At 69.0% G+C, this 25,023-nt stretch carries 15 protein-coding genes and 3 rRNA genes; 3 read left to right on the forward strand and 15 right to left on the reverse strand.

Features of this window, described 5'->3' with window-relative positions; all coding sequences use genetic code 11:
- Nucleotides 1–20: 20 nt before the first annotated feature.
- The 12 genes from QT196_RS18390 to QT196_RS18445 all read right to left on the reverse strand — a co-directional run bounded on the left by QT196_RS18390 (nucleotide 21) and on the right by QT196_RS18445 (nucleotide 13,541).
- Nucleotides 21–1,016, reverse strand: coding sequence for a lysophospholipid acyltransferase family protein (locus QT196_RS18390; RefSeq protein WP_290355256.1), 996 nt, complete (start codon nucleotides 1,014–1,016; stop codon nucleotides 21–23).
- Nucleotides 1,017–1,030: 14 nt separating this feature from the next.
- Nucleotides 1,031–2,080 (reverse strand): NAD-dependent epimerase/dehydratase family protein, encoded by a 1,050-nt coding sequence (locus QT196_RS18395; protein WP_168480137.1) that lies wholly within the window; start codon nucleotides 2,078–2,080, stop codon nucleotides 1,031–1,033.
- A gap of 199 nt (nucleotides 2,081–2,279) precedes the next feature.
- Entirely contained in the window at nucleotides 2,280–2,378 is a 99-nt protein-coding gene (locus QT196_RS18400; RefSeq protein WP_003948845.1) for an AURKAIP1/COX24 domain-containing protein, read from the reverse strand.
- Between the two features lie 120 nt (nucleotides 2,379–2,498).
- Nucleotides 2,499–2,708, reverse strand: a complete 210-nt coding sequence (locus tag QT196_RS18405; RefSeq protein ID WP_006604741.1) for a helix-turn-helix domain-containing protein — start codon at nucleotides 2,706–2,708, stop codon at nucleotides 2,499–2,501.
- A 128-nt stretch (nucleotides 2,709–2,836) separates the two neighbouring features.
- Nucleotides 2,837–3,652 carry a phosphatase gene (locus QT196_RS18410; protein ID WP_168480138.1) on the reverse strand — a complete coding sequence of 272 codons (816 nt, stop codon included), beginning with the start codon at nucleotides 3,650–3,652 and terminating at the stop codon, nucleotides 2,837–2,839.
- Between the two features lie 205 nt (nucleotides 3,653–3,857).
- A complete protein-coding gene (locus tag QT196_RS18415) occupies nucleotides 3,858–5,033 on the reverse strand; it encodes an acetoin utilization protein AcuC (RefSeq protein WP_290355257.1) in 1,176 nt (391 codons plus the stop codon).
- Nucleotides 5,002–6,240: an MFS transporter gene (locus QT196_RS18420; protein ID WP_290355258.1), complete on the reverse strand. Its 1,239-nt coding sequence runs from the start codon at nucleotides 6,238–6,240 to the stop codon at nucleotides 5,002–5,004. The genes QT196_RS18415 and QT196_RS18420 overlap by 32 nt, the downstream gene beginning before the upstream one ends.
- A gap of 94 nt (nucleotides 6,241–6,334) precedes the next feature.
- On the reverse strand, nucleotides 6,335–7,003 hold the full coding sequence (locus tag QT196_RS18425; RefSeq protein WP_168480145.1) for an HAD family hydrolase: 669 nt from the start codon (nucleotides 7,001–7,003) through the stop codon (nucleotides 6,335–6,337).
- 79 nt (nucleotides 7,004–7,082) lie between these two features.
- A 5S ribosomal RNA gene (rrf, locus tag QT196_RS18430) occupies nucleotides 7,083–7,199 on the reverse strand.
- Nucleotides 7,200–7,273: 74 nt separating this feature from the next.
- Nucleotides 7,274–10,396 (reverse strand): 23S ribosomal RNA (locus tag QT196_RS18435).
- Between the two features lie 301 nt (nucleotides 10,397–10,697).
- Nucleotides 10,698–12,226: ribosomal RNA gene (locus QT196_RS18440) — 16S ribosomal RNA — on the reverse strand.
- Together the 16S, 23S and 5S rRNA genes form the textbook arrangement of a ribosomal RNA operon.
- A gap of 754 nt (nucleotides 12,227–12,980) precedes the next feature.
- Nucleotides 12,981–13,541, reverse strand: coding sequence for a MarR family transcriptional regulator (locus QT196_RS18445; protein ID WP_168480147.1), 561 nt, complete (start codon nucleotides 13,539–13,541; stop codon nucleotides 12,981–12,983).
- Nucleotides 13,542–13,725: 184 nt separating this feature from the next.
- Here QT196_RS18445 and QT196_RS18450 point away from each other — a divergent pair, with 184 nt between their 5' ends.
- Complete coding sequence (locus QT196_RS18450; protein WP_290356678.1) at nucleotides 13,726–15,024, forward strand: MFS transporter; 1,299 nt, start codon at nucleotides 13,726–13,728, stop codon at nucleotides 15,022–15,024.
- 95 nt (nucleotides 15,025–15,119) lie between these two features.
- Here QT196_RS18450 and QT196_RS18455 read toward each other — a convergent pair whose 3' ends face one another.
- Both QT196_RS18455 and QT196_RS18460 read right to left on the reverse strand, forming a co-directional pair.
- The gene (locus tag QT196_RS18455; protein ID WP_290355259.1) at nucleotides 15,120–16,925 is read right to left on the reverse strand and encodes a SpoIIE family protein phosphatase; all 1,806 of its coding nucleotides are present in this window, start codon (nucleotides 16,923–16,925) and stop codon (nucleotides 15,120–15,122) included.
- Between the two features lie 311 nt (nucleotides 16,926–17,236).
- Complete coding sequence (locus tag QT196_RS18460) at nucleotides 17,237–18,616, reverse strand: NAD(P)/FAD-dependent oxidoreductase (protein ID WP_266737681.1); 1,380 nt, start codon at nucleotides 18,614–18,616, stop codon at nucleotides 17,237–17,239.
- Between the two features lie 447 nt (nucleotides 18,617–19,063).
- On the opposite strand from QT196_RS18460, the gene QT196_RS18465 reads away from it, so the two are divergent.
- Nucleotides 19,064–19,918: a TetR/AcrR family transcriptional regulator gene (locus QT196_RS18465; RefSeq protein ID WP_290355260.1), complete on the forward strand. Its 855-nt coding sequence runs from the start codon at nucleotides 19,064–19,066 to the stop codon at nucleotides 19,916–19,918.
- Between the two features lie 321 nt (nucleotides 19,919–20,239).
- On the forward strand, nucleotides 20,240–22,231 hold the full coding sequence (locus tag QT196_RS18470; protein WP_266737223.1) for a sigma-70 family RNA polymerase sigma factor: 1,992 nt from the start codon (nucleotides 20,240–20,242) through the stop codon (nucleotides 22,229–22,231).
- A 65-nt stretch (nucleotides 22,232–22,296) separates the two neighbouring features.
- Here QT196_RS18470 and QT196_RS18475 read toward each other — a convergent pair whose 3' ends face one another.
- Nucleotides 22,297–24,378: an asparagine synthase-related protein gene (locus QT196_RS18475; protein ID WP_266737225.1), complete on the reverse strand. Its 2,082-nt coding sequence runs from the start codon at nucleotides 24,376–24,378 to the stop codon at nucleotides 22,297–22,299.
- Nucleotides 24,379–25,023 lie beyond the last annotated feature (645 nt).

Genomic DNA, 25,023 nt, shown 5'->3' on the forward strand with positions numbered 1-25,023 from the left:
GTGTTCTTCTGGTCCTTCCCTCAGAAGAACACCGAGCGTCGCTGTACCAGGAGCTTGTAGAGGGTGTGCTGAATCGTTTCCCGTACCTGGTCGGTCAGGTTGAACATCAGCATCGGATCGTCCGCCGCCTCCGCCGGATAGCCGGCCGTCTGGATCGGCTCGCCGAACTGGATCGTCCACTTCGTCGGCAGCGGCACCGCACCCAGCGCCCCCAGCCACGGGAAGGTCGGCGTGATCGGGAAATACGGCAGCCCCAGCACCCGCGCCAGCGTCTTGGAGTTCCCGATCATCGGGTAGATCTCCTCCGCGCCCACGATCGAGCACGGCACGATCGGCACCCCGGCCTTCAGCGCCGTCGAGACGAAACCGCCCCGCCCGAAGCGCTGGAGCTTGTAGCGGTCCGCGAAGGGCTTGCCGATGCCCTTGAAGCCCTCCGGCATCACCCCGACGATCTCACCGCGCTCCAGCAGCCGCTGGGCGTCCTCCGCGCAGGCGAGGGTGTGCCCGGCCTTGCGGGCCAGTTCGTTTATCACCGGCAGGACGAACACCAAATCGGCCGCCAGCAGCCGGAGATGACGCTGCGCCGGGTGATTGTCGTGCACCGCGACCTGGAGCATCAGGCCGTCCAGCGGGAGCGTCCCGGAGTGGTTGGCGACGATCAGCGCACCGCCGTCGGAGGGGATGTTCTCCACCCCCTTCACCTCGACCCGGAAGTACTTCTCGTAGAAGGGCCGCAGCAGCGACATCAGGACCTGGTCGGTCAGCTCCTCGTCGTACCCGAAGTCGTCGACCTCGTAGTCGCCGGTGATCCGCCGCCGCAGAAAGGCCAGCCCGCCCGCGATCCGCTCGTCCAGGGACCGCCCGGGACTCGGCCGCGGGGGCGCCGCCGGCGGATGCTCGGTCCGTGCCTCCGGTACGGGCGCCAGCGCCGCATCGCATCCCGCGCGCCCGGCCCGCCGGGCCTTCCTGCGCGCCCGGGGCTCCTCGCCGAAGGGAATGACCTTGGCGTCCGCCATCGTGGATGAACTCCTCACTGGGTCGGGCCGCCGCGTGCGGGCAGCACGCCGGCGAGCCGGTCGACGGTGCGGGCGAGGGACTCGGGCGGCAGCAGCCCGGGTCCGCGGCTGCGGGCGAATTCCGCGAAGGTCTCCGCCGTCGTGTACTTCGGGTGGAATCCCAGTGTCTCGCGCATCTGCGTCGTTTCGACGACCCTGCCGTGCGTGAGCAGCCGGATCTGTTCCGGCGAGAAGTCCGTGATGCCGATGGACCGCAGCGCCGTACCGGCCCAGGTGACGGTCGGCAGCAGCAGCGGGACGGTCGGCCGCCCCAGCCGCCGGGAGGTCTGCGAGAGCAGCAGCACACCGTCTCCGGCGATATTGAACGTGCCGCTGTTGAGCGTGCCGCGGCGCGGCGCGGCGGCGGTGATCCGCAGCACCTCGATGGCGTCGTCCTCGTGGACGAACTGGAGCCGCGGATCGTAACCGAGCACGGTCGGCCATACGGGCAGCGAGAAGTACTCGGCGAGCGGGGAATCCGCGCACGGCCCGAGGATGTTGGCGAAGCGCAGCACACACACCGCCACATCGGGCCGGCGGCGGGCGAAGCCGCGGACGTACCCCTCGACCTCGACGATGTCCTTCGCGAAGCCACCACTGGGCAGTGACTTCGGGGTGGTGGTCTCGGTGAAGACGGCCGGGTCGCGGGGCGCTGAGCCGTAGACGCTGGTGCTGGACTTGATGACCAGCCGCTGCACCTTCGGGGCCTTCTGGCAGGCGCCGAGCAGCTGCATCGTCCCGATGACGTTGGTTTCCTTCACCGAGGCGCGGCCGCCGCGCTTACCCAACGGCGTGCCGTTGATGTCCATATGGACGACGGTGTCGACGCCCGTCTCGGCCAGGACCCGGGCAATGGCCGGATGCCGGATATCGGCTTTGAGGAATTCAGCGCCGCCCAGATGGTGCTCCGGTGGCACGGCGTCGACCCCGATCACCCGGTCGACGTCGGGATCACGCTGGATACGGCGGACGAACCGGCCGCCCAATTGCCGTGCGACTCCCGTGACGAGCACGACCTTGCCCAAGATCAGCCCTTCCTTCCCGCCGCGACCACGAATGGCCAAGCTGTGCAGGCCACGCTATCGGGTCGGTGTTGCGCAGTGATGACCGCAGGATGCCCGTGGCCATATTTCCGTCCGACCACCGTCCATACGGCCCACAACGCACCGCAGCCCCCCATCGCGCCAAGGCGATGAGGGGCTGCGAATTCGCGATCAGCGTCGCTTACTTCTTGTTACGACGCTGAACACGGGTGCGCTTGAGCAGCTTGCGGTGCTTCTTCTTCGCCATCCGCTTGCGCCGCTTCTTGATAACAGAGCCCACGACTACCCTCGCTTACTTCGAATCACTCGGTGCGGGGCGTCCGAGCCCACACTACCTACATCGGGCCAGCCTACCCGCCGCCGGGCGAACGGCGTAATCCGAGGGTCGGCGACGGACCTGTCAGGCTGATTCCACCCCCACAAAGGACTCCCGGAGGTAGTCGTGCACCGCCTGCTCCGGAACCCGGAATGACCTCCCCACGCGAATCGCGGGCAGATGACCGCTGTGCACCAGGCGGTACACGGTCATCTTCGACACTCGCATCACCGTGGCGACCTCCGCCACTGTCAGGAACACGACCTCGTTCAGAGGCCTCTGGTCTGCCGCCATGTCACACCTGCACCTTCCGCATAAGACGGTCACCGGCTTCCCCTCCGGTGACTCTTCGTCGCTATGCGCTCACTCCCCAGATTAGGGGCGGGTGATGCGAGTGGGGAAGAGGAGCAGCGAACAGCCGCCTATCGGGACAGACCTGACCGATTCAATACATAGCGGGCCAGCGGCTGATAGTCCGCCGCTGGCACGGCGTCGTCGAGCGGCACCACCACGGACACCCGTCCCTCGGCCTGGCCGACGAACGGCGCCGGGTCGTCCGTGTCCGCCAGCCCGATCACCTCAAAGCCCAGCTGACCTGCCCCGCAGACCCAACCGTGGTCCCCGATGACCAGCCCCGGCAGCGGCCCCGCAGCGTCCGCCGCGGCCGCCAGAGCGGTCCGTACCGGGAGCGGGGAATGGGTGTGTACGCCCCCGGCCCCGGGTGCACCCCGCACGCCGGTTTCTCGCATCAGCGCGACTCCCCGTACGTACTCAAGGGTGCAGGGACGTACCCCGAACCGGGTCGCTATGTCGACACGGGCGCCATACGCCGGGGTGAGAACGGTGCAGCCCGCCGACGAGAGAGCGTCTGCGAGGGCGGCGTAGAACTCCAGCAGCCGGTGCGGATGGCCGGTGCCGATCAGTACCGGCGCCCGGCGGCCGGCCGCGGTGGCGACCCGTTCGGCGAACCCGTCCAGCGCGGCGACCGTACGGTCGGGGTCGATCACATCCGGGCCGGAAGTGTGCGCGGGATCGGCCGAAACCCCGCACTTCCGCCCCATCAGTCGCAGTACTTCACTCAGCGGCCAGTCCCGTTCGGGATCCAGCCCCAGCAGCGCCCTGGGATCGCGTGCCGCGAAGAGCCGGTAGCGCGCCAGACTCTTCTCCCGCGTGGTCGCGATCGTCCCCGCGAGCCGCGCCTCGATCAGGTGCGCCCGCAGCGCCCCGGTTCCCAACACGCTTCCCATACTGTCCGGTTGGTCGGCCTTCGGGTGCCCGGACCGACGGGACATCACACATCCGTGGGGCGCGGTGCCGGATACGGCCGTACGGGAGGGGCGGACGGCGGTGCAGGGCGACGGTCACCTGCGGACCGTCGGGCCCGCGGAATACCCACTCCCGGGGTGCCGTAACAGCGTTACAGGGACCGACAGGAGACCGGCCCTACGGCAGCAACCCGTGTGCCGGAAAGACCGCCCGACGGGTCGCCAGCACCGCCTGGTCCAGCCGGTCGGCCGGGTCGTAGCCCTCGTCGATGAAGTCCCGCCACTGCGGCGTACGGCCGTCCGTCATCCGGTGCGGCGCCAACTGCCGGGTCCGGCGGAACACTTCGTGCCGCCAGGCCTCCGGCACCATCGCGGTCGGCTCGATCGGCCGGCCCGCCGCGATCGCGACCAGATGCGTCCAGCTGCGCGGCACCACGTCCACCACCGCGTAGCCGCCCCCGCCGAGCGCGACCCACCGGCCGTCGGCGTGCTCATGCGCCAGGTCGTGACAGGCCTCCGCCACCGCACGCTGGGCGTCCAGGCTCACCGCGAGATGCGCCAGCGGATCCTCGAAGTGGGTGTCCGCGCCGTGCTGCGTCACGATCACCTGCGGCCGGAAGGCACCCAGCAGCTCCGGGACCACCGCGTGGAACGCCCGCAGCCAGCCCTCGTCCCCGGTCCCGGCGGGCAGCGCCACATTCACCGCGGTGCCCTCCGCGCCCGCCCCGCCGGTCTCCTCCGGCCAGCCGGTCTGCGGGAAGAGCGTCCGGGGATGCTCGTGCAGCGAGATCGTCAGTACCCGCGGGTCCTCCCAGAACGCCGCCTGCACCCCGTCTCCGTGGTGGACGTCCACATCCACATACGCGACGCGTTCGGCCCCCAGCTCCAGCAGCCGGGCGATCGCCAGCGACGCGTCGTTGTAGATGCAGAATCCGGCGGCGCCGCCCGGCATCGCGTGGTGCAGCCCGCCGGCGAAGTTCACCGCATGCGCCGCGTCGCCGCGCCAGACGGCCTCCGCCGCGCCCACCGACTGCCCGGCGATCAGCGCGGACGCCTCGTGCATCCGCGGGAACGCCGGATCGTCCGCCGTCCCCAGCCCGTACGACAGGTCCGCGGCCGCCGGGTCCGCCGAGGCGCTGCGGACCGCGGCGATGTAGTCCTCGCGATGCACCAGCCGCAGCGTGGAATCCCCGGCAGGCTTGGCCGCGACCACCTCCAGCGGCCCGCGGTCCAGCTCGAACGCCTCCACCAAACGCATGGTCAGCGCGAGCCGGACCGGGTCCATCGGATGCCCGGACCCGAAGTCGTAGCCCGTTACTGCCTCATCCCACATCAGCTGTGCGCGGCCGCTCATGCCCGTCACCGTATCGGGCCGCCGGCGCCCCGAACGAGCGGGCATACACCAGCGTCACCAGCACCAGGGCCATCGGTACGAGCATCGCCCCCCGATAGCTCCAGGCATCACCCAGCGCACCGACCAGCGGAGAGCCGATCAAGAAGCCCACGTAATTGAAGATGTTCAGCCGCGCGACGGCCATGTCCGCGGCCGCCGGACCGTGCCGCTCGAAGGCGAAGCGCCCCGCCGCCGCGAACGTCTGGGGCACGAGCACACTCAGCCCGAACCCCAGCAGCGTGAACCCCGCCATCCCGGCCCACGCCCCCGGCGCCGCCGCCACCACCGCGAAACCGCCCGCCGCGACCACCGCCCCGGCCCGCACCACCGCGACCGCCCCGAAGCGCCGCACACCCAGGTCTCCAACCGCCCGCCCGAGCAGCGTGGTGACCATGTAGACGTTGTACGGGACGGTGGCGAGCTGCTCGGAACTCCCCAGGACGTCCTGGAGATACTTGGCGCTCCAGTTGGAAACGGTCGAGTCCCCGATGTAGGCGAACGCCATCACCAGACACAGCGGCAACAACAGCCGCATCGCGAGGGGCACGACGGCTCCCGCCGTCCCCTCCTCGCTGCCACCCTGAGCCTCCCGGCTCCGGTCCACGAACCACCGGCCCACGAGCAGCGCCAGCGGCACCAGGACCGCCACCACCGGCCCGTACAGCAGCGCCAGCGACAGCTGCCAGTGCGCCCCCGCCCAGGCCAGCGAAGCCCCCACGATGCCGCCCAGGCTGTACGCGGCGTGGAACCCGAGCATGATGCTCCGCCCGTACGCCCGCTGGAGGCTCACCCCGAGCATGTTCATCGAGGCGTCCAGCGCACCCACCGTCAGCCCGAACGCCGCCAGCGCCAGCGCCGCCTGCGCCATCGAGCCGACCGACCCGACGGCCGCCAGCGCCAGACACACCACCGGCTGCACCATTCGCAGCACCAGACCGGGCCGCACCCGCTTCACCAGCTGCTCGGTGACGACGCTGCCGACCCCCGCGAGAACGGGCACCGCCGCCAGGAACACCGGCAGCAGCCCGTCCGAGATCCCGTAGCGGTCCTGGATCGCGGGTATTCGGGTCACGAGGAGGGCGAAGACCGCGCCCTGGATGAAGAAGCTCAGGGCGAGCGAGACCCGGCCGTGCCGCAGCTGCGCTCCTGGTACCCGAGGGGCCGTCATGGCCGCTCAGCCTAGAACTCCGCACTACCACTGGGTAGATGGATCACAGCGCCGATTTCGCTCGGCGTCCGACGGGCACCGCCGACGGTGTCCCCTACTGCAGCAGCGCCGGCAGCTCCGCCATATGGGCGAACAGCCCAGTGGCCCCGGCCTCCGTCAGCTTCTCCGCCGACGTCATCGCCGTGAACCCGTAGACGTCCATCCCCGCGGCAACCGCGGCCCGCACGCCCAGCGGACTGTCCTCGACCACCGCACACCGCTCCGGGGCCACCCCCATCTCCTGCGCGGCATACAGAAAGAGATCCGGCGCCGGCTTCCCCCGCCCCACATCCTGCGACGAGAAGATCCGCTCCCCGACGCCCCCATCGGCCCCTGCGAACCGCTCCCACAGCCCGGTCTTCGTCAACGCCACCCGAATACGCTCATGGCTGCCCGACGACCCGACGCAGTACGGCACCCCGTCCGCGGCCAGCTTCTCCAGCACCTCGCGCACGCCCGCCACCGGCTCCAGCCGCCGACGGAACTCGTCGAAGACCCGCGCATGAAAACTGTCGTCGAACCCGACCGGCAACCGCTTCCCGGACCGCTGAAGCACGGCCTCATGAATGCGGTGCATCGCACCGCCCATGTAATCCCGCAGCGAGTCTTCGTAACTGGTCGGATGACCCAATTCGGTGAGGTAGCCGGCAAGAATCCGATTGGAGATCGGCTCGCTGTCCACCAGGACACCATCGTTATCGAAAATGACCAGGTCGTAGCGCATACCACGAGCGTACCGAGCGGCCGGAAACGCGAAAAAGCCCCCCGGGAACTTTCGTTCCCGAGGGGCTTTAACAAAATTTGTTCGGCGGCGTCCTACTCTCCCACAGGGTCCCCCCTGCAGTACCATCGGCGCTGAAAGGCTTAGCTTCCGGGTTCGAAATGTAACCGGGCGTTTCCCTAACGCTATGACCACCGAAACACTATGAAGTTAACCAACCCGGCATAAACACAGGTCGTTACTTCAGAACCTACACAGTGGACGCGAGCAACTGAGGACAAGCCCTCGGCCTATTAGTACCAGTCAACTCCACCCGTTACCAGGCTTCCATATCTGGCCTATCAACCCAGTCGTCTACTGGGAGCCTTAACCCCTCAAAGGGGGTGGGAGTACTCATCTCGAAGCAGGCTTCCCGCTTAGATGCTTTCAGCGGTTATCCTTTCCGAACGTAGCCAACCAGCCATGCCCTTGGCAGGACAACTGGCACACCAGAGGTTCGTCCGTCCCGGTCCTCTCGTACTAGGGACAGCCCTTCTCAATACTCCTACGCGCACAGCGGATAGGGACCGAACTGTCTCACGACGTTCTAAACCCAGCTCGCGTACCGCTTTAATGGGCGAACAGCCCAACCCTTGGGACCGACTCCAGCCCCAGGATGCGACGAGCCGACATCGAGGTGCCAAACCATCCCGTCGATATGGACTCTTGGGGAAGATCAGCCTGTTATCCCCGGGGTACCTTTTATCCGTTGAGCGACGGCGCTTCCACAAGCCACCGCCGGATCACTAGTCCCTACTTTCGTACCTGCTCGACCCGTCAGTCTCACAGTCAAGCTCCCTTGTGCACTTACACTCAACACCTGATTGCCAACCAGGCTGAGGGAACCTTTGGGCGCCTCCGTTACTCTTTAGGAGGCAACCGCCCCAGTTAAACTACCCACCAGACACTGTCCCTGATCCGGATCACGGACCCAGGTTAGACATCCAGCACGACCAGAGTGGTATTTCAACAATGACTCCACAACCACTGGCGTGGCCGCTTCAAAGTCTCCCACCTATCCTACACAAGCCGAACCGAACACCAATATCAAGCTATAGTAAAGGTCCCGGGGTCTTTCCGTCCTGCTGCGCGAAACGAGCATCTTTACTCGTAATGCAATTTCACCGGGCCTATGGTTGAGACAGTCGAGAAGTCGTTACGCCATTCGTGCAGGTCGGAACTTACCCGACAAGGAATTTCGCTACCTTAGGATGGTTATAGTTACCACCGCCGTTTACTGGCGCTTAAGTTCTCAGCTTCGCCACACCGAAATGTGACTAACCGGTCCCCTTAACGTTCCAGCACCGGGCAGGCGTCAGTCCGTATACATCGCCTTACGGCTTCGCACGGACCTGTGTTTTTAGTAAACAGTCGCTTCTCGCTGGTCTCTGCGGCCACCACCAGCTCAGGAAGTAAATTCCATCACCAGCAATGGCCCCCCTTCTCCCGAAGTTACGGGGGCATTTTGCCGAGTTCCTTAACCATAGTTCACCCGAACGCCTCGGTATTCTCTACCTGACCACCTGAGTCGGTTTAGGGTACGGGCCGCCATGAAACTCGCTAGAGGCTTTTCTCGACAGCATAGGATCATCCACTTCACCACAATCGGCTCGGCATCAGGTCTCACCCTTAACGTCATCCGGATTTGCCTAGATGACGGGCTACACCCTTACCCCGGGACAACCACCGCCCGGGCTGGACTACCTTCCTGCGTCACCCCATCGCTTACCTACTACCACCTTGGATCGGCGGCTCCACCACGTCCCTTTGTCCGAAGACTCCAGGCCGGCTTCACGGCCTTAGCATTAATGGATTCGATATTGGGCGTTTCAAAGCGGGTACCGGAATATCAACCGGTTGTCCATCGACTACGCCTGTCGGCCTCGCCTTAGGTCCCGACTTACCCTGGGCAGATCAGCTTGACCCAGGAACCCTTAGTCAATCGGCGCACACGTTTCCCACGTGTGTATCGCTACTCATGCCTGCATTCTCACTCGTGAACCGTCCACAACTCGTTTCCACGGCTGCTTCACCCGGCACACGACGCTCCCCTACCCATCACAGCCTCCGTTGGGAGTATTGCTGCAATGACATGACTTCGGCGGTGTGCTTGAGCCCCGCTACATTGTCGGCGCGGAATCACTTGACCAGTGAGCTATTACGCACTCTTTCAAGGATGGCTGCTTCTAAGCCAACCTCCTGGTTGTCTCTGCGACTCCACATCCTTTCCCACTTAGCACACGCTTAGGGGCCTTAGTCGATGCTCTGGGCTGTTTCCCTCTCGACCATGGAGCTTATCCCCCACAGTCTCACTGCCGCGCTCTCACTTACCGGCATTCGGAGTTTGGCTAAGGTCAGTAACCCGGTAGGGCCCATCGCCTATCCAGTGCTCTACCTCCGGCAAGAAACACACGACGCTGCACCTAAATGCATTTCGGGGAGAACCAGCTATCACGGAGTTTGATTGGCCTTTCACCCCTAACCACAGGTCATCCCCCAGGTTTTCAACCCTGGTGGGTTCGGTCCTCCACGAAGTCTTACCTCCGCTTCAACCTGCCCATGGCTAGATCACTCCGCTTCGGGTCTTGGGCACGCTACTCAACGCCCTATTCGGACTCGCTTTCGCTACGGCTTCCCCACACGGGTTAACCTCGCAACATACCGCAAACTCGCAGGCTCATTCTTCAAAAGGCACGCAGTCACGACTGCATGTGCAAGCACATACAGCGACGCTCCCACGGCTTGTAGGCACACGGTTTCAGGTACTATTTCACTCCGCTCCCGCGGTACTTTTCACCATTCCCTCACGGTACTATCCGCTATCGGTCACCAGGGAATATTTAGGCTTAACGGGTGGTCCCGCCAGATTCACACGGGATTTCTCGGGCCCCGTGCTACTTGGGTGTCTCTCAAACGAGCCGCTAATGTTTCAGCTACGGGGGTCTTACCCTCTACGCCGGACCTTTCGCATGTCCTTCGCCTACATCAACGGTTTCTGACTCGTCTCACAGCCGGCAGACTGTAAAAGAGAGATCCCACAACCCCAACCACGCAACCCCTGCCGGGTATCACACGTGACTGGTTTGGCCTCATCCGGTTTCGCTCGCCACTACTCCCGGAATCACGGTTGTTTTCTCTTCCTGCGGGTACTGAGATGTTTCACTTCCCCGCGTTCCCTCCACACTGCCTATGTGTTCAGCAGCGGGTGACAGCCCATGACGACTGCCGGGTTTCCCCATTCGGACACCCCCGGATCAAAGCTCGGTTGACAGCTCCCCGGGGCCTATCGTGGCCTCCCACGTCCTTCATCGGTTCCTGGTGCCAAGGCATCCACCGTGCGCCCTTAAAAACTTGGCCACAGATGCTCGCGTCCACTGTGCAGTTCTCAAGCAACGACCAGCCACCCACCACCCCAACCCGAAGGCTGAGTTCACTGGGGCCGGCATCGCGAAGGTCCAGACTCAACGGTCCGTACCCTCAGATACCCAACAACGTGCCCGGCCCACTCGATCCATCACCACGTTCCACGCCGAAGCAGTACTAGTGACAACCAATCAAGTGCGCCGAATAGTCAACGTTCCACCCATGAGCTAACCACCGTCGAACATTTGCCGACGTAGTGGCTCTGGATCTCTTACGAGATCTAGATGCTCCTTAGAAAGGAGGTGATCCAGCCGCACCTTCCGGTACGGCTACCTTGTTACGACTTCGTCCCAATCGCCAGTCCCACCTTCGACGATTCCCTCCCACAAGGGGTTGGGCCACCGGCTTCGGGTGTTACCGACTTTCGTGACGTGACGGGCGGTGTGTACAAGGCCCGGGAACGTATTCACCGCAGCAATGCTGATCTGCGATTACTAGCAACTCCGACTTCATGGGGTCGAGTTGCAGACCCCAATCCGAACTGAGACCGGCTTTTTGAGATTCGCTCCACCTCGCGGTATCGCAGCTCATTGTACCGGCCATTGTAGCACGTGTGCAGCCCAAGACATAAGGGGCATGATGACTTGACGTCGTCCCCACCTTCCTCCGAGTTGACCCCGGCAGTCTCCTGTGAGTCCCCATCACCCCGAAGGGCATGCTGGCAACACAGAACAAGGGTTGCGCTCGTTGCGGGACTTAACCCAACATCTCACGACACGAGCTGACGACAGCCATGCACCACCTGTACACCGACCACAAGGGGGCGCCTGTCTCCAGACGTTTCCGGTGTATGTCAAGCCTTGGTAAGGTTCTTCGCGTTGCGTCGAATTAAGCCACATGCTCCGCTGCTTGTGCGGGCCCCCGTCAATTCCTTTGAGTTTTAGCCTTGCGGCCGTACTCCCCAGGCGGGGAACTTAATGCGTTAGCTGCGGCACGGACGACGTGGAATGTCGCCCACACCTAGTTCCCAACGTTTACGGCGTGGACTACCAGGGTATCTAATCCTGTTCGCTCCCCACGCTTTCGCTCCTCAGCGTCAGTATCGGCCCAGAGATCCGCCTTCGCCACCGGTGTTCCTCCTGATATCTGCGCATTTCACCGCTACACCAGGAATTCCGATCTCCCCTACCGAACTCTAGCCTGCCCGTATCGAATGCAGACCCGGGGTTAAGCCCCGGGCTTTCACATCCGACGTGACAAGCCGCCTACGAGCTCTTTACGCCCAATAATTCCGGACAACGCTTGCGCCCTACGTATTACCGCGGCTGCTGGCACGTAGTTAGCCGGCGCTTCTTCTGCAGGTACCGTCACTCTCGCTTCTTCCCTGCTGAAAGAGGTTTACAACCCGAAGGCCGTCATCCCTCACGCGGCGTCGCTGCATCAGGCTTTCGCCCATTGTGCAATATTCCCCACTGCTGCCTCCCGTAGGAGTCTGGGCCGTGTCTCAGTCCCAGTGTGGCCGGTCGCCCTCTCAGGCCGGCTACCCGTCGTCGCCTTGGTAGGCCATCACCCCACCAACAAGCTGATAGGCCGCGGGCTCATCCTTCACCGCCGGAGCTTTCCACCACCAGACCATGCGGTCGGTGGTCGTATCCGGTATTAGACCCCGTTTCCAGGGCTTGTCCCAGAGTGAAGGGCAGATTGCCCACGTGTTACTCACCCGTTCGCCACTAATCCCCTCCCGAAGGAGGTTCATCGTTCGACTTGCATGTGTTAAGCACGCCGCCAGCGTTCGTCCTGAGCCAGGATCAAACTCTCCGTGAATGTTTACCGGTAATCCGGTGAAACACACACGAGAGCGGAACAACCAGACGGAATAGGTCCGGTCGTTCACAGCGTCCTCGCTGTGTGTGCCACCCCGACCGCATGGGCCGTGGTGGGCTTTTCAAAGGAACCTCATCCTCCGGAAGTGTTTCCGGTGGACGGGGTATCAACATATCTGGCGTTGACTTTTGGCACGCTGTTGAGTTCTCAAGGAACGGACGCTTCCTTTGTGCCTTATCGGTTCTGATTGCTCAGTACCGGGCTCTCCGGGCGCTTCCCTTCGGTCTTGCGTTTCCGACTCTATCAGATCCTTGCGGGCCCGATTTTCGCCGGTGCGTTTCCGCCTTTCGGCTTCTTCGCGTTTCCAACCTTACCAGATCGGTTTCCGTCTCTGGCGCCCTGTTGGAGCGGGCCGGCCGTTCAGCTTTCGCTTTCCGGCCTTTCCGACTCTATCAGATCCGATTCTCGGTCCGTTGCCGGTCCGAATTCGCTTCCGAATCCCCGTCGGAGGGGGTTACGCCGTGGTCCGGCAATTTGCGTTGCCGTGCCTTTCGGCGTGATCACTACTTTAGCGGAATTCCTCGTTGACGCATAATCACGTCGCGGTGCGAATTTCGGCATGCCGAAATTGTTCCCGGTGAGGGGCCGTGCTGTAGTGGTGTGCCGCGAAGCGGCGGGATGGCTGCCCCGGGCCTGTCGGCTCCGTGGCAACTCGGAGAACACTACGGATGGGGGTAGGCCGTGTCAACTCGCGTCAGTCAAGGTCACTCAGACGCCCGTCGGCGTCCGGCTGGGCGTCCTCGACGCGGCGCAGGAGGCGGGTCAATACCTGGCCGAGGAGCTGGCGTTCCTCGCCGGAGAGGTCCTGGAGGAGGTCCTCCTCAAAGACGGAGGCCAGGCGCATCGCCTCGAGCCACTTCTCGCGGCCCTCGTGGGTCAGCTCGACGATGACGCGGACGCGGTTGTTCTCGTCGCGGTCCCGGGTGACCAGGCCCTCGCCCGCCATGCGGTCGATGCGGTGGGTCATGGCCGCCGGCGTGAGGCCGAGGCGTTTGGCGAGTTCGCCGGGGCCCAATTGGTAGGGGGCTCCGGAGACGACGAGGGCCTTGAGGACCTCCCATTCGGCGTTGCTCAGGCCGAGCGTGGAGGTCTGTCGTCCGTAGGCGACGTTCATCCGTCGGTTGAGGCGCTGTAGTGCGGAGACGACCTGCTCCACCTGGGGGTCGAGGTCCTGGAATTCGCGCTGGTAGGCGGCGATCTGTTCCTCGAGGCTCGGCTCGGCAGCGTCGGCGGCCGCATCGGAGGGCTCAGGCATGCGGCGCAGTATGGCATGGAAGTCATTGGCGTTGAAGTTCTTCGGGGTGTACTCTTTAACTTCGAACTTTAGAGTTGAAGTCTTCAGGGTGAGACTGTCCGGCCTCGGACCGGTCTCGCCCTGGCGTCTGTCCGGCTCCTTGGTTCTCCCCCTCTTCCTGACGACCTGACCTAGGTAGGTGAGTGTGACCACCGCGATGGGCGCCGCGTTGCGCCGGATCCAGCTCGGGAACGCGCTGAGCGCGTTCGGGAACGGCTTCACCGTTCCGTATCTGTACGTCTACGTGGCGAAGGTGCGGGATCTCGGTGCGAGCACGGCCGGTGTGGTGCTGGCGATGCTGGCGATGGCCGCACTGGTCGTTCTGCCGCTGACCGGTCGGGCGATCGACCGGCGCGGGCCGCTGCCGGTGGCGATCGCCGGTACGGTCTCCGCCGCCGTGGGTGCCCTGGGGCTGGGGCTGTCCGCCACGGAGCCGCTGGTCATCGCGTCGGCCATCGCGCTCGGTGCGGGGATCGCGGTCATTCAGCCGGCGCTCGCGACGATGATCGTGTGGTGCTCGACGACGCTGACCAGGTCGCGGGCGTTCGCCACCCAGTTCTTTCTGAACAACCTGGGGCTGGGCGTCGGCGGGCTGGTCGGCGGGCTGCTGGTCGATGAGACGCACGCGTCGAGCTTTGTGCGGCTGTTCGCCATCGAGGCCGTGATGTTCCTGGTGCTCGGCGCGGCGGTGGCGACCGTACGGCTGCCGCGGGGGCCGAAGGTCGAGGACCCGGTGCCGACCGAGGAGCGGGCCAAGGGTGCCTGGCGAGCGATGTTCGCCGACCGGCGGATGCTGTGGCTGTGCGTACTGGGCTTTGTGCTGTTCTTCGCCTGCTACGGGCAGTTCGAGTCGGGGCTGGCGGCGTATGCCACCGAGGTCACCCGGATCGCGCCGTCGAGCCTGGGCATCGCGCTCGCGGCCAATACGGCGGCGATCGTGGCGGCGCAGTTCGTGGTGCTCAAGCTGGTCGAGGGGCGGCGGCGCAGCCGGGTGATGGCGCTGGTCGGGATGGTCTGGACGGTGGCATGGATCGCCGCCGGGGTGTCCGGGCTGGTGCACGGCGCGCAGATGGTGGCGACGGCGCTGCTGATCTCGACGTATGCGCTGTTCGGGATAGGTGAGTCGATGCTGTCGCCGACGGTGGCGCCGCTGGTGGCCGATCTGGCGCCGCCCTCGCTGATCGGTCAGTACAACTCGGCGTTCGCGCTGGTCAAGCAGTTGGCGCTGGCGGTTGGTCCGGCGGTGGGTGCGCTGATGGTGGGGCACGGGATGTACGCCGCGTACATCGGGATGCTGGTGCTGTGCGCGCTGGGGATCACCGGGCTGTCGCTGTGGCTGGGCCGGACGCTGCGGCCGGCGCAGGACAATCCGCACCGTGCGGTGGCGGCGGTGCCCGCGGCGCGGGTGCCGGCCGAGGCGGAGGCCGTGGCCTGCGGCGCCTGAGCCCGCGGCCCGGCGCCGTAAGACGGCTGCTCCTGTATGCCACTTCTGTACGCCGCCGGCCCCGGTCCGATGTGACCGGGGCCGGCGGCGTACGGCTATCCGCGGGGCAGTGCGAATTCGCACCAGACGGCCTTGCCGCCGCCCGGGGTGCGGCGGGAGCCCCAGGACGAGGCGATGGTGGCGATGATGGAGATGCCCCGGCCTGCCTCGTCGGCCGGTTCGGCGCGGCGGCGGCGCGGGAGGTGGTCGTCGCCGTCGGTGACCTCGACGATCAGCCGGCGGTCCGTGCGGCGCAGGCGCAGCCGCATCGGCGGGGTGCCGTGCTGGAGGGAGTTGGCGACCAGTTCGCTGGCGGCCAGCACACCGAGGTCGTGCAGCTCGGGCGGGAAGCGCCAGGAGGCGAGGACGCCGGAGGCGAAGGCGCGGGCGCGCGGGGCCGCTTCGGTGCCGCCGTGGAGTTCGAGGGCGGCGTTGTGGAACAGCTCGGCGTCATGGCCGGTGCGGGCGGGGTGCTGGAGGACGAGGATGGCGACGTCGTCGTCATGGGTGGCCGTGATGCCCAGGGAGCGCAGCAGGCGGTCGCAGACGATGTCGGGGGCGCCGGCCGCGCCGGCGAAGGCGCGCTCCAGGGCCTCGACGCCGTGGTCGATGTCCTTGTCGCGGCGCTCGACGAGGCCGTCGGTGTAGAGGACGGCGCTGCTGCCGGGGCCGAGCGGGACCGATCCGGAGGTGTGCAGCCAGCCGCCGGTGCCCAGGGGCGGGCCGGTCGGTTCGGCGGCGCGGTGGACCGTGCCGTCGGGGTCGCGGACGAGGATGGGCAGGTGGCCGGCCGAGGAGTAAACCAGGCGGCCCTCGTTCGGGTCGTGGACGGCGTAGACGCAGGTGGCGATCTGGCTGGCGTCGATCTCGGCGGCCAGGCCGTCCAGGAGCTGGAGGACCTCGTGGGGCGGGAGGTCGAGGCGGGCGTAGGCGCGGACCGCGGTGCGCAGCTGGCCCATGACGGCGGCGGCGCGCACCCCGCGGCCCATGACATCGCCGATGACCAGGGCCGTACGGCCGGCGCCGAGGGTGATGACGTCGTACCAGTCGCCGCCGACCGCGGCGTCCGTGCCGCCGGGCTGGTAGGTGGCGGCGACGCAGAGGTCGTCGGGCTGCTCCAGTTCCTGGGGCAGCAGGGAGCGCTGGAGGGTGACCGCGGCCTCGCGCTGGCGGGCCTCGCTGGCCCGCAGCCGTTCGGCGGACTCGATCTGGTCGGTGACCTCGGCGCCGAAGACCAGGACGCCCTTGTGCGGGGCGACGCAGGCGACCTCGGGGTCAGGGGCCGGGCCGCTGGCGGCGACCTCGATGGGGGTGCAGGTGAAGGTGTAGTAGCCGTCGCGGGTGCGGTCGCCGCCGGGGACCTTGCGGGACTTGACCGTGCGCGGTTTGCCGCTGCGCAGGACCTGGTCCATCAGGGGGAGCAGGCCGAGTGCGGCGAGCTCGGGGAGGGCTTCGCGGGCGGGGTGGCCGGCCGGGCGCGGGCCGAAGACGGCGGCGTAGGCGCCGTTCACATAGGCGAGGCGGTGCTCGGGGCCGTAGACGACGGCGACCAGGGCCGGGATGGTGCCCAGGATGTCGTGGACGGACAGGGCGTCGACGGTGGGCGGCAGGGTCGCGGGGGTGCGGTCCTGGGTGGGGGCCGGATCGGGGTGTTCGGCGCGGGCCGCGGGGACCGAGCCGGTGGTGGTGGCGGCCGTCGGGGCGGACGGTGCGCCGTCGGCCGCCGCGGGCACGGCGGACGGCGCCGGGGCCGGGGCCGCGGTGGGCGGGACGGCCGGTGTGCCGGGTGCGGCGCGGTCGGACCGGGCGGCGGCGCGCCGCTGTGTGCCGGGGAGTTTGGCGCTCCAGCGCGTGAAGATCACGGAGGGGTACCTCTTACTTCGCGTTGTCGCGCGGGATCGGGCCGTCGGCATGGCGGGATCTCCCGGCAGGTGGCCGGGGGACGGTCGGCTGGGGACACTCTCGGCGCCCTCTTGCGGAATGCAGCAAACGTCCAGAATCCTCGTGATTGTCACTCTTTGCAGATACGAGCCCACCCATGGTCACACGTCCAGTGTGGCCGACCGGACGGACATCCGTCAGACGCCGGGGTGGCGCTGTGGAGTTCCGCACTCCGGAACATCCGGCCCCTCCAGGGCTGACGGCACGTCAACTCCGGTGGGGGTACGGCGCGTCAGCTCGCTTCGTTGTGCCGTCCGGTTCCCGCGGCGAGTTCGAACTCGGCGCGCGGGTTCTCCAGCGAGCCGAGCGAGACGATCTCGCGTTTGAACAGGCCCGCGAGGGTCCATTCGGCGAGCACCCGCGCCTTGCGGTTGAAGGTCGGCACCCGGCTGAGGTGGTAGACGCGGTGCATGAACCACGCCGGGTAGCCCTTCAGCTTGCGCCCGTAGATATGCGCGACGCCCTTGTGGAGGCCGAGCGAGGCCACCGAGCCGGCGTACTTGTGCGCGTAGTCCACGATCGGGCCGCCGCGCACCGCCGCCGCGAGGTTCTCGGCGAGGACCTTGGACTGGCGGACGGCGTGCTGGGCGTTGGGGGCGCACAGGGGGCGGGGCTCGTCAGGCCCAGCGGGCGGTTCGGCCGTGAGGTCGGGGACCGCGGCCGCGTCCCCGGCGGACCAGGCGTGTTCGACGCCGTCCACCTGGAGGGCGGGGGTGCACACGAGGCGGCCGTGGGCGTTGAGCGGCAGCTTGGCCGCGGCCAGGATGGGGTGCGGTTTGACGCCCGCGGTCCACACCAGGGTCCGGGTCGGGAAGCGGGAGCCGTCGCTGAGCTGGGCGACATTCTTCTCGCAGGATCCCAGCCGGGTCTCCAGCCGTACGTCGATATTGCGGGCCCGCAGCTCCCGTACGGCGTAGCGGCCCATCTCCGGGCCCACTTCGGGCAGGATCCGGTCCGTCGCCTCGACCAGGATCCACTTCATGTCCTCGGGCTGGATGTTGTGGTAGTAGCGGACGGCGTAGCGGGCCATGTCCTCCAGTTCGGCCAGCGCCTCCACGCCCGCGTAGCCGCCGCCGACGAAGATGAAGGTCAGCGCGGCGTCGCGGACGGCGGGGTCGCGGGTGGAGGAGGCGATGTCGAGCTGGCCGAGGACATGGTTGCGCAGTCCGATGGCTTCCTCGACGGTCTTGAAACCGATGCCGACGTCGGCCAGGCCCGGGACGGGCAGGGCGCGTGAGACCGAGCCCGGCGCCAGGACCAGTTCGTCGTACGCCACCTCGATGGCGCCGTCGCCGGTCTCCTCCGCGGCCAGGGTGGTGATGGTCGCCCGGCGGTCGTCGTGGTCGATGGCGGTGACCTCGCCGATGACAACCTTGCACTGGGGCAGCACCCGGCGCAGCGGTACGACGACATGGCGCGGGGAGATCGAACCGGCCGCGGCCTCGGGCAGGAATGGCTGGTATGTCATATACGGCTCGGGGTCGACCACGACGATCTCGACGGTGCCCTGCCGCAGTTCCTGCTTCAGTTTCCGCTGCAATCGCAGGGCGGTATACATCCCCACGTAGCCACCGCCGACCACGAGAATGCGCGTCACGTCTTCCGAAGACACAGTCTTCACAGAGGTTCTCCTCGCGGTGTCGACCAGGCCCCGGGGCGGCACCGGTCCGAAAGCCGGCCGGGCGCGCGGACGGCTTCGGGCGCTGCACCCCCGGGAAAGCACAGCACTGTTCCATGACGCACCCCCGGAGCGCCTTTGTCCACAGGCCCGTCGAAATGTATGACCGGGCGCGGCCCTGGGGACGGAACGACGGATTCCGCGGATGCGGGCCGAGGTGCGCTGGTCAGGGGGTGCGTGGCGGAGCAGGAACGGGGGATTAATCGGGGCGGATCAGACGCCTTGGGCCGATCGGGGGGCGCATTGTGTGGAACGCCCCCTTCATTCTTGACCCCAGCTCAACTATGTTCGTATCTCGTTGGGGTGCACCCTCTCGTCGGTACGCCCTGACTGTCAGGGCGGGGAGTCTCCGGGGGGAGACGTCATTACCGGGGGATCACTATGCACATTCAGGGCTCTCAATGGCCGGCCACCGTCGCTGTGGCTCATGCCTCCGACGGCGCCGGGAGCGTTCACGAGCACAACAGACCCCAGAGCAACGGCACCGCGATGACCAACGGTGCCGGCACGGGGACGGGCGGCCGGAGCACACCGCTTCGGGTGGACGCCCAGCGCAATCTGGAGCACGTACTGCGGGCCGCTCGCGAGGTGTTCGGCGAGCTGGGGTACGGCGCTCCCATGGAGGATGTGGCGCGGCGGGCCCGCGTCGGAGTCGGCACGGTCTATCGCCGGTTCCCGAGCAAGGACGTGCTGGTCCGCCGGATAGCCGAGGAGGAGACCTCACGGCTGACGGACCAGGCGCATACGGCACTGGGTCAGGAGGACGACCCGTGGTCGGCGCTGTCCCGTTTCCTGCGGACGTCGGTCGCCTCGGGTGCCGGACGGCTGCTGCCGCCGGGCATTCTGCGGGTGAGCGCGGCCGGCCGGGCCGGGGAACCGGCGGCGGAGGCCGCGGACGGGCCCCGGATGCCGGACGGCCTGAGCGAGGCGCGGGTGCCGCAGCAGCGCACGGCGCCCGGCGGGGACGGGGCGTCCGCGGAGCTCCGGCCGGCCGAGGCCGCGCCGGCCGCCGCCGAGGAGACCGCCGGGGCCGACGCGCTCCTGGAGGTCGTCGGGCGGCTCGTGGAGCGTGCCAGGGCGGCCGGTGAGCTGCGCGCCGATGTGACGGTCTCGGACATCCTTTTAGTAATCGCCACGGGAGCGCCGACGCTGCCCGATCCCGGGCAGCAGCAGGCCGCGTCCGCGCGGCTGCTGGAGATTCTGCTGGAGGGGCTGCGCTCGCGCCCGGCCGGCTGAGGTCCGGTGGCCGGCTCCGTCCGGGTGAACCCGATCGTGGGGTCCACCGGGCGGGGCCGGTCCGCGGAACGGTGCCGTCCGCGGACCGCGGCGGCTCCGGTCCGCACGCCGCCGGGGCGCCGCGTGCGACAGGACCCGTACGAGGGCCGCGCACGGTATCGGCCGTCTGCGCGGCATGGCCCGTACGGGTGAACGCCCGTGCGGTCGTCCGCGTGTGCACCCCGGACGGGTGGCGGGCGGGCAGGACCCGCAACCGCCGGGGCCCGGTGTGGCACGCTTACGCGGTATTCCGTTGGGACAGCGGCTTCGGGAGCCTCGGCGATGGGTGTTGACGGGCGGGACGCGCGGCGCGACGGCGAGGCCGGGGCGGGTGAGCGGGCGGCACCGCGGACCGGGCAGGTCCCCGGCCAGGGCGGTCCGTTGGGGGCGACTTCCCCGGACGGGCGGCACGAGAGTGCCGGGGTTCCGGCGGACGCGGGGCCCAGCGTGCCGCCGCAGCGGGAGCCCCGCGGCGCGGGCGCGGCCACCGGTCCCGAGGACCGCGACCTCCCGCCGTCCGACGCCCAGTTGCTCTCCGACCTGCGGGCCGGCGACGACAGCGCGTACGAGGAGATGTACCGCAGGCACGCCGCGGCGGTCCGGCGCTACGCCCGCAGCTGCTGCCGGGACGCGCACACCGCGGAGGATCTGACCGGCGAGGTCTTCGCCCGCACGCTGCAAGCGGTGCGCGGCGGGGCGGGCCCGGAATCCGCGGTCCGCGCCTATCTGCTGACGACCGTCCGCCGGGTGGCCGCGTCCTGGGCGCAGACCGCGCGGCGGGAGCAACTGGTGGAGGACTTCGCGGTGTTCGCGGTGTCCTCGGCCGGGGCGCCGGAGGACGACGCCACCCTGGACCTGGGCGCGGAGGTGCGCGCCATGCAGGAGGCCGAGCGGTCGATGGCCGTACGGGCGTTCCGCAGTCTGCCGGAGCGCTATCAGACGGTGCTGTGGCACACCACGGTCGAGGACGAGTCGCCGAGCGAGGTCGCCCCGCTGCTCGGGCTGACCGCGAACGCCACCGCCGTACTGGCGCACCGCGCCCGCGAGGGCCTCCGGCAGGCGTATCTCCAGGCGCATGTCAGCCAGTCGCTGACCGACGGCGGCGACTGCGCCCGGTACGCCGACCGGCTCGGCGCCTATGCGCGCGGCGGGCTGCGGATGCGGGCCGAACGGGGGCTGCGCAAGCATCTGGACGCCTGTCCCCGGTGCCGGCTGGCCGCGCTGGAGGTCGCGGACGTCAATCAGCGGATCGGTGCGCTGCTGCCGGTCGCGTTCCTCGGCTGGTGCGCCGCCGGGTACGCCGTCAAGACGGCGGTGGCGGGTGCCGCGGGGGTGGCGGCCGGTGCGGCCGCGACCGCCGGGAGTGGCGGCTCCGGTGCGACGGGAAACACCGGTGCCTCCCTCGGCAAGGGGCTGGGCGGGGCGGTCAAGGCCGGGATCGGGGTCGGGGCGGCGGTGGTGGCGGGCGCGACGCTCTCGCTGGCGCTGACCGCTTCCCCGCAGAAGGCGCCGGCGCCGGAACCGCGGGCCCAGGCGCCCCGGCCGGCCGTGTCCGCACCCCAGCAGCCGGCGCCCCGCTCGTCGCACCCCGGGCTGCCACCGGCGGGCGGCGCCGCCCCCGCTCCGAAGGATCCGGCGCAGAAGCCGGTCCCGGACCGCACGCGGAGCCCGCGGCCGACGCCCACCCCGAAGGCGACCCCACCGGAGCCGACGCGCGCGCCGACCTCGCCCTCGACACCGGCCCCGCCTTCGACGCCGACCCACCGGCCCACCCCTCCGAAGCCCACCCCGCCGAGACCGACCCCGCCGAAGCCCACCGCCAAGCCGACGCCGCCCGCCCCGGCCGCCTACCGGGTCAATGGGCTCGCCCTCGACTTCATGGGCGACGGCAGCAAGCCGGAGGTGCGCACGCTGGGGAGCAGCTGGCTGTGGCAGCGGCAGTCACCGCAGATCGCCGGGACGACGTATGCGCACGGGGTGACCGTGCACGGACGGTCCTCGGTGACCATCGACCTCAACCGCCGGTGCACCGCCTATGACGCCGTGGCGGGCGTGGACGACCTCAGTGCGGGGCCGGCCGCGGTGCGCTTCTCCGTCTATGCGGACGGTGTGCCGCTGTGGCAGTCGGGGGCGGTACACGGCGGGGACCGGGCCGTACCGGTGCATGTCCCGCTGACGGGCCGTACGACGCTTCGGCTGGTGACCGATCCGGCGAATCCCGTGGGTACGGTCGCGCTGGCGGACTGGGCGCAGTCCACGATCATGTGCCGCTAGGCGCCGACGGCTCCCCGGGCACTGAGGCCGCCTGCCGGGTCACCCGGCAGGCCACGCGGCCCCGCTCAGCCCAGCCGCGCCCGTGGGACGACGCCGCCCGCGACCGCCTTCTGGCGCGGCGCCCCGGCCCCCGTCCAGCATGTCCCTCGCCGGGCCACCAGCCGCCGCAACCACAGCTCCGTGGAAACGAGTTCGGCCAGTCCGTCCAGCGGCAGCGCGGCGCCCTCGGCCGCCGACCGCAGTGCCTTGCGGACCACCCGCGCCTCCACCAGGCCCGCGTCGGCCAGCAGCGGGGTGTCGAAGAGTCCCACCAGGTCGCCGACGGCGCCGCGCAGCCCGGCGCGTACCGCAGCCGCGTGGGTGAGCTGCGAGGTGGCGCCCCATCCGGGCGGCAGGTCCCGGACGCCGGCCCCGGCCAGTACGGAGCGCAGCACCGCGGCCCGCGCCCCCGGCTGCACCCGCAGGGTGTCCGGCAGGGCGCGGCAGGCGAGCACCACCTGGTTGTCGAGGAACGGGGCGTGCAGCCGCTGGTTGCGGACCTCGGCGGCCTGCTCGAAGACGCGGTGGTCGGCGGCCTGGCGGGCCAGCGCGGCCCGGGCGCGGCGCTCGCCGGGACGGCCCACGGCGGGCGAGCGGTGCGCCGCGTCGCTCAGCCGAACCGATACTTCAGCCAGTGCCTCCCCCGTGAGCCAGCGCGCCGCGGGCCCCGGCCGGCACCAGGCGAGCGCGGCCAGTGAGGCGTCCACGGCGCCGCCGGCCACCGGCTCGTCGGCGAACTGCCGCTCCAGGAGGCGCCGTGCCGTATCGGCGATACCGGCCGCGTACGGCATACGGGCGAGCTTGCGGGCCGCGCGGTAGACGGTGAAGGGCACGAGGACGGATTGCGCCAGGGCGCCGTCCGCTTTAGCCAGCGCGGTGACCGGGCGCAGCAGATGGCGTCGGCGGCGGTCCATGAGGAGGTCGGCGAGCCGGGCCGGGTGGGCGTCGAGGACCTGGCGGGCGCCATGTCCGACGAAGTGGTCCGCGCTGCCGGCCAGCAGCCGTCTGCGGTGGCGGCCCGCGGTGGTGAGGGAGGGGCCCGGCTCGTCCGTGAGCGGGCCGGTGCCGAGGTCCGCGTACGGGAGGGCCTCTTCGCCGGCCGCGACGACGACATGGTGCAGCCGCGGATTGTCGGCGAGGGTGCGGGCGCGCTCCAACTCGGCGTCGTGGCCGCCCTGTCCGTCATGGGTGGCCCGGTCGTTGAAGGTGACGGCCAGGAGGCGTTCGCCGTGGCCGTTGAGCCTTCCTGGGCGGCCGGGGAGACCGGCGGCCAGCAGGGCGAGGGTTCCGGAGGCGCTTCCTCCGGAGAGGTCGGCGCCGATGCCGGGCGCCGGGGCCCCGCGCGCCGCGCGCCGCTCGGCGGGCCCCATACCGGGCACCGGGCCGGGGTCGAGGCCGTCGCGCCCGTCCGGATCGGGGACGTGCCGGGCTCCGGCCAGCCGGGCGCGGACGGCCTCGACCAGAGCGTCGCGGACGCCCTCCACGGCCTGTTCCGGGGCGAGTTGGGGCGCGGCGACGGCGAGCGAGGCGGTCGGTTCGAAGGAGGTGATGTCACCGGCGCCGCCGCGCAGCACCAGGGCGTGGCCGGGCGGGATCCGGCGGACGCCTTCGTACGGTGTGCCCGCCCCGAGCGCCTCGGGGATGTCCGGGCAGGCCAGCAGCGCACCGAGGTGGCCGATGTCGAGGCCGGCCTCGACGAGGTCGGCGAGCGGGAGGGCGGCGGTGGCGTAGGCGGTGCCGCCGGCCCACGGGGTGTGGAATACGGGGCGGGCGCCGGCCAGGTCGCCGGTGACGGTGATCCGCCGCCCCACCTGGACGACGGCGGTGTAACTGCCGGGCCAGACCGTGAGATGCCGCAGTGCGCCGCCACGCGCCGCGAACAGGCCCACCTTCAGCTGGTCGTCGGTGGCGCCGCAGACGCCGAAGACCGCGAGCCGGGTCCCGGGGTCGGCCTGGACGACGCGGACCTCGTCCGGCCGCCAGTCGCCGACCGCCCAGAGAGGGTCCGGGCCGTCCCACAGGAGCTGGGCGCCGACGGGGAGGACCGCGGGGCGCTCGTCGCCGGCCGGCCCCGTGGCGGCACTGCTCCACCCCACCAACCAGCGCATGGCCGCCTCCACCCGATTCCCCGTGCGCCGGGGCCAACGGCCGCCCCGTCAGCGGATCGCCCGGACGTCACCGAGCTGTTGTGCGGACCATGCTGCCATGACAGCGGCGCGGGAGAGGCGGTGGAGCGGGCCTGTATACGGGCAGTTCGCGGGGCTCGGGGGTAATGAGGGGCCGTCCGCGGCCCGGAGAGGGGCGCGGACGCACCGTGCGGGCGGCCCGTGAGCGGCGGAGCGGACGCGGCGGAAGGCCGCGCGGACCGGCCCGGCGGCACTCCCGTACGCCGGGCGCGGGCACTCCGCCGCATCGGCCCCGGAAGGCCCCCCGTGTGGCCCCCGAGGCGGCTCCGTACGTGCGGCGGCGTGAAATCATCACCCGTCGACTTTCGGCCAAACTCCGTTCCATACAGCCCAGTTGACACCTTCGGGCGCGCTGCCGACCGGCGCCCCAACGGGCCGGCGCCCGGTTCTCGCGACGGTCCGGGAGGCGGGCTGCGCCCCCCGGACCGGACCGTCACCCGCGGGGAATGAGGTGACGGTATCCCCCAGCCCACTGGATCCAGTGCAGCGGGCCGACCCACGCAGAAGCCATGCAACCGCCCCCTAAAGCGGGCGGCCAGCGCGCACGAACGGGCGCACGGGCACACG

It is taken from the genome of Streptomyces sp. P9-2B-2 (genome assembly GCF_030406865.1).
GTDB lineage: Bacteria > Actinomycetota > Actinomycetes > Streptomycetales > Streptomycetaceae > Streptomyces > Streptomyces platensis.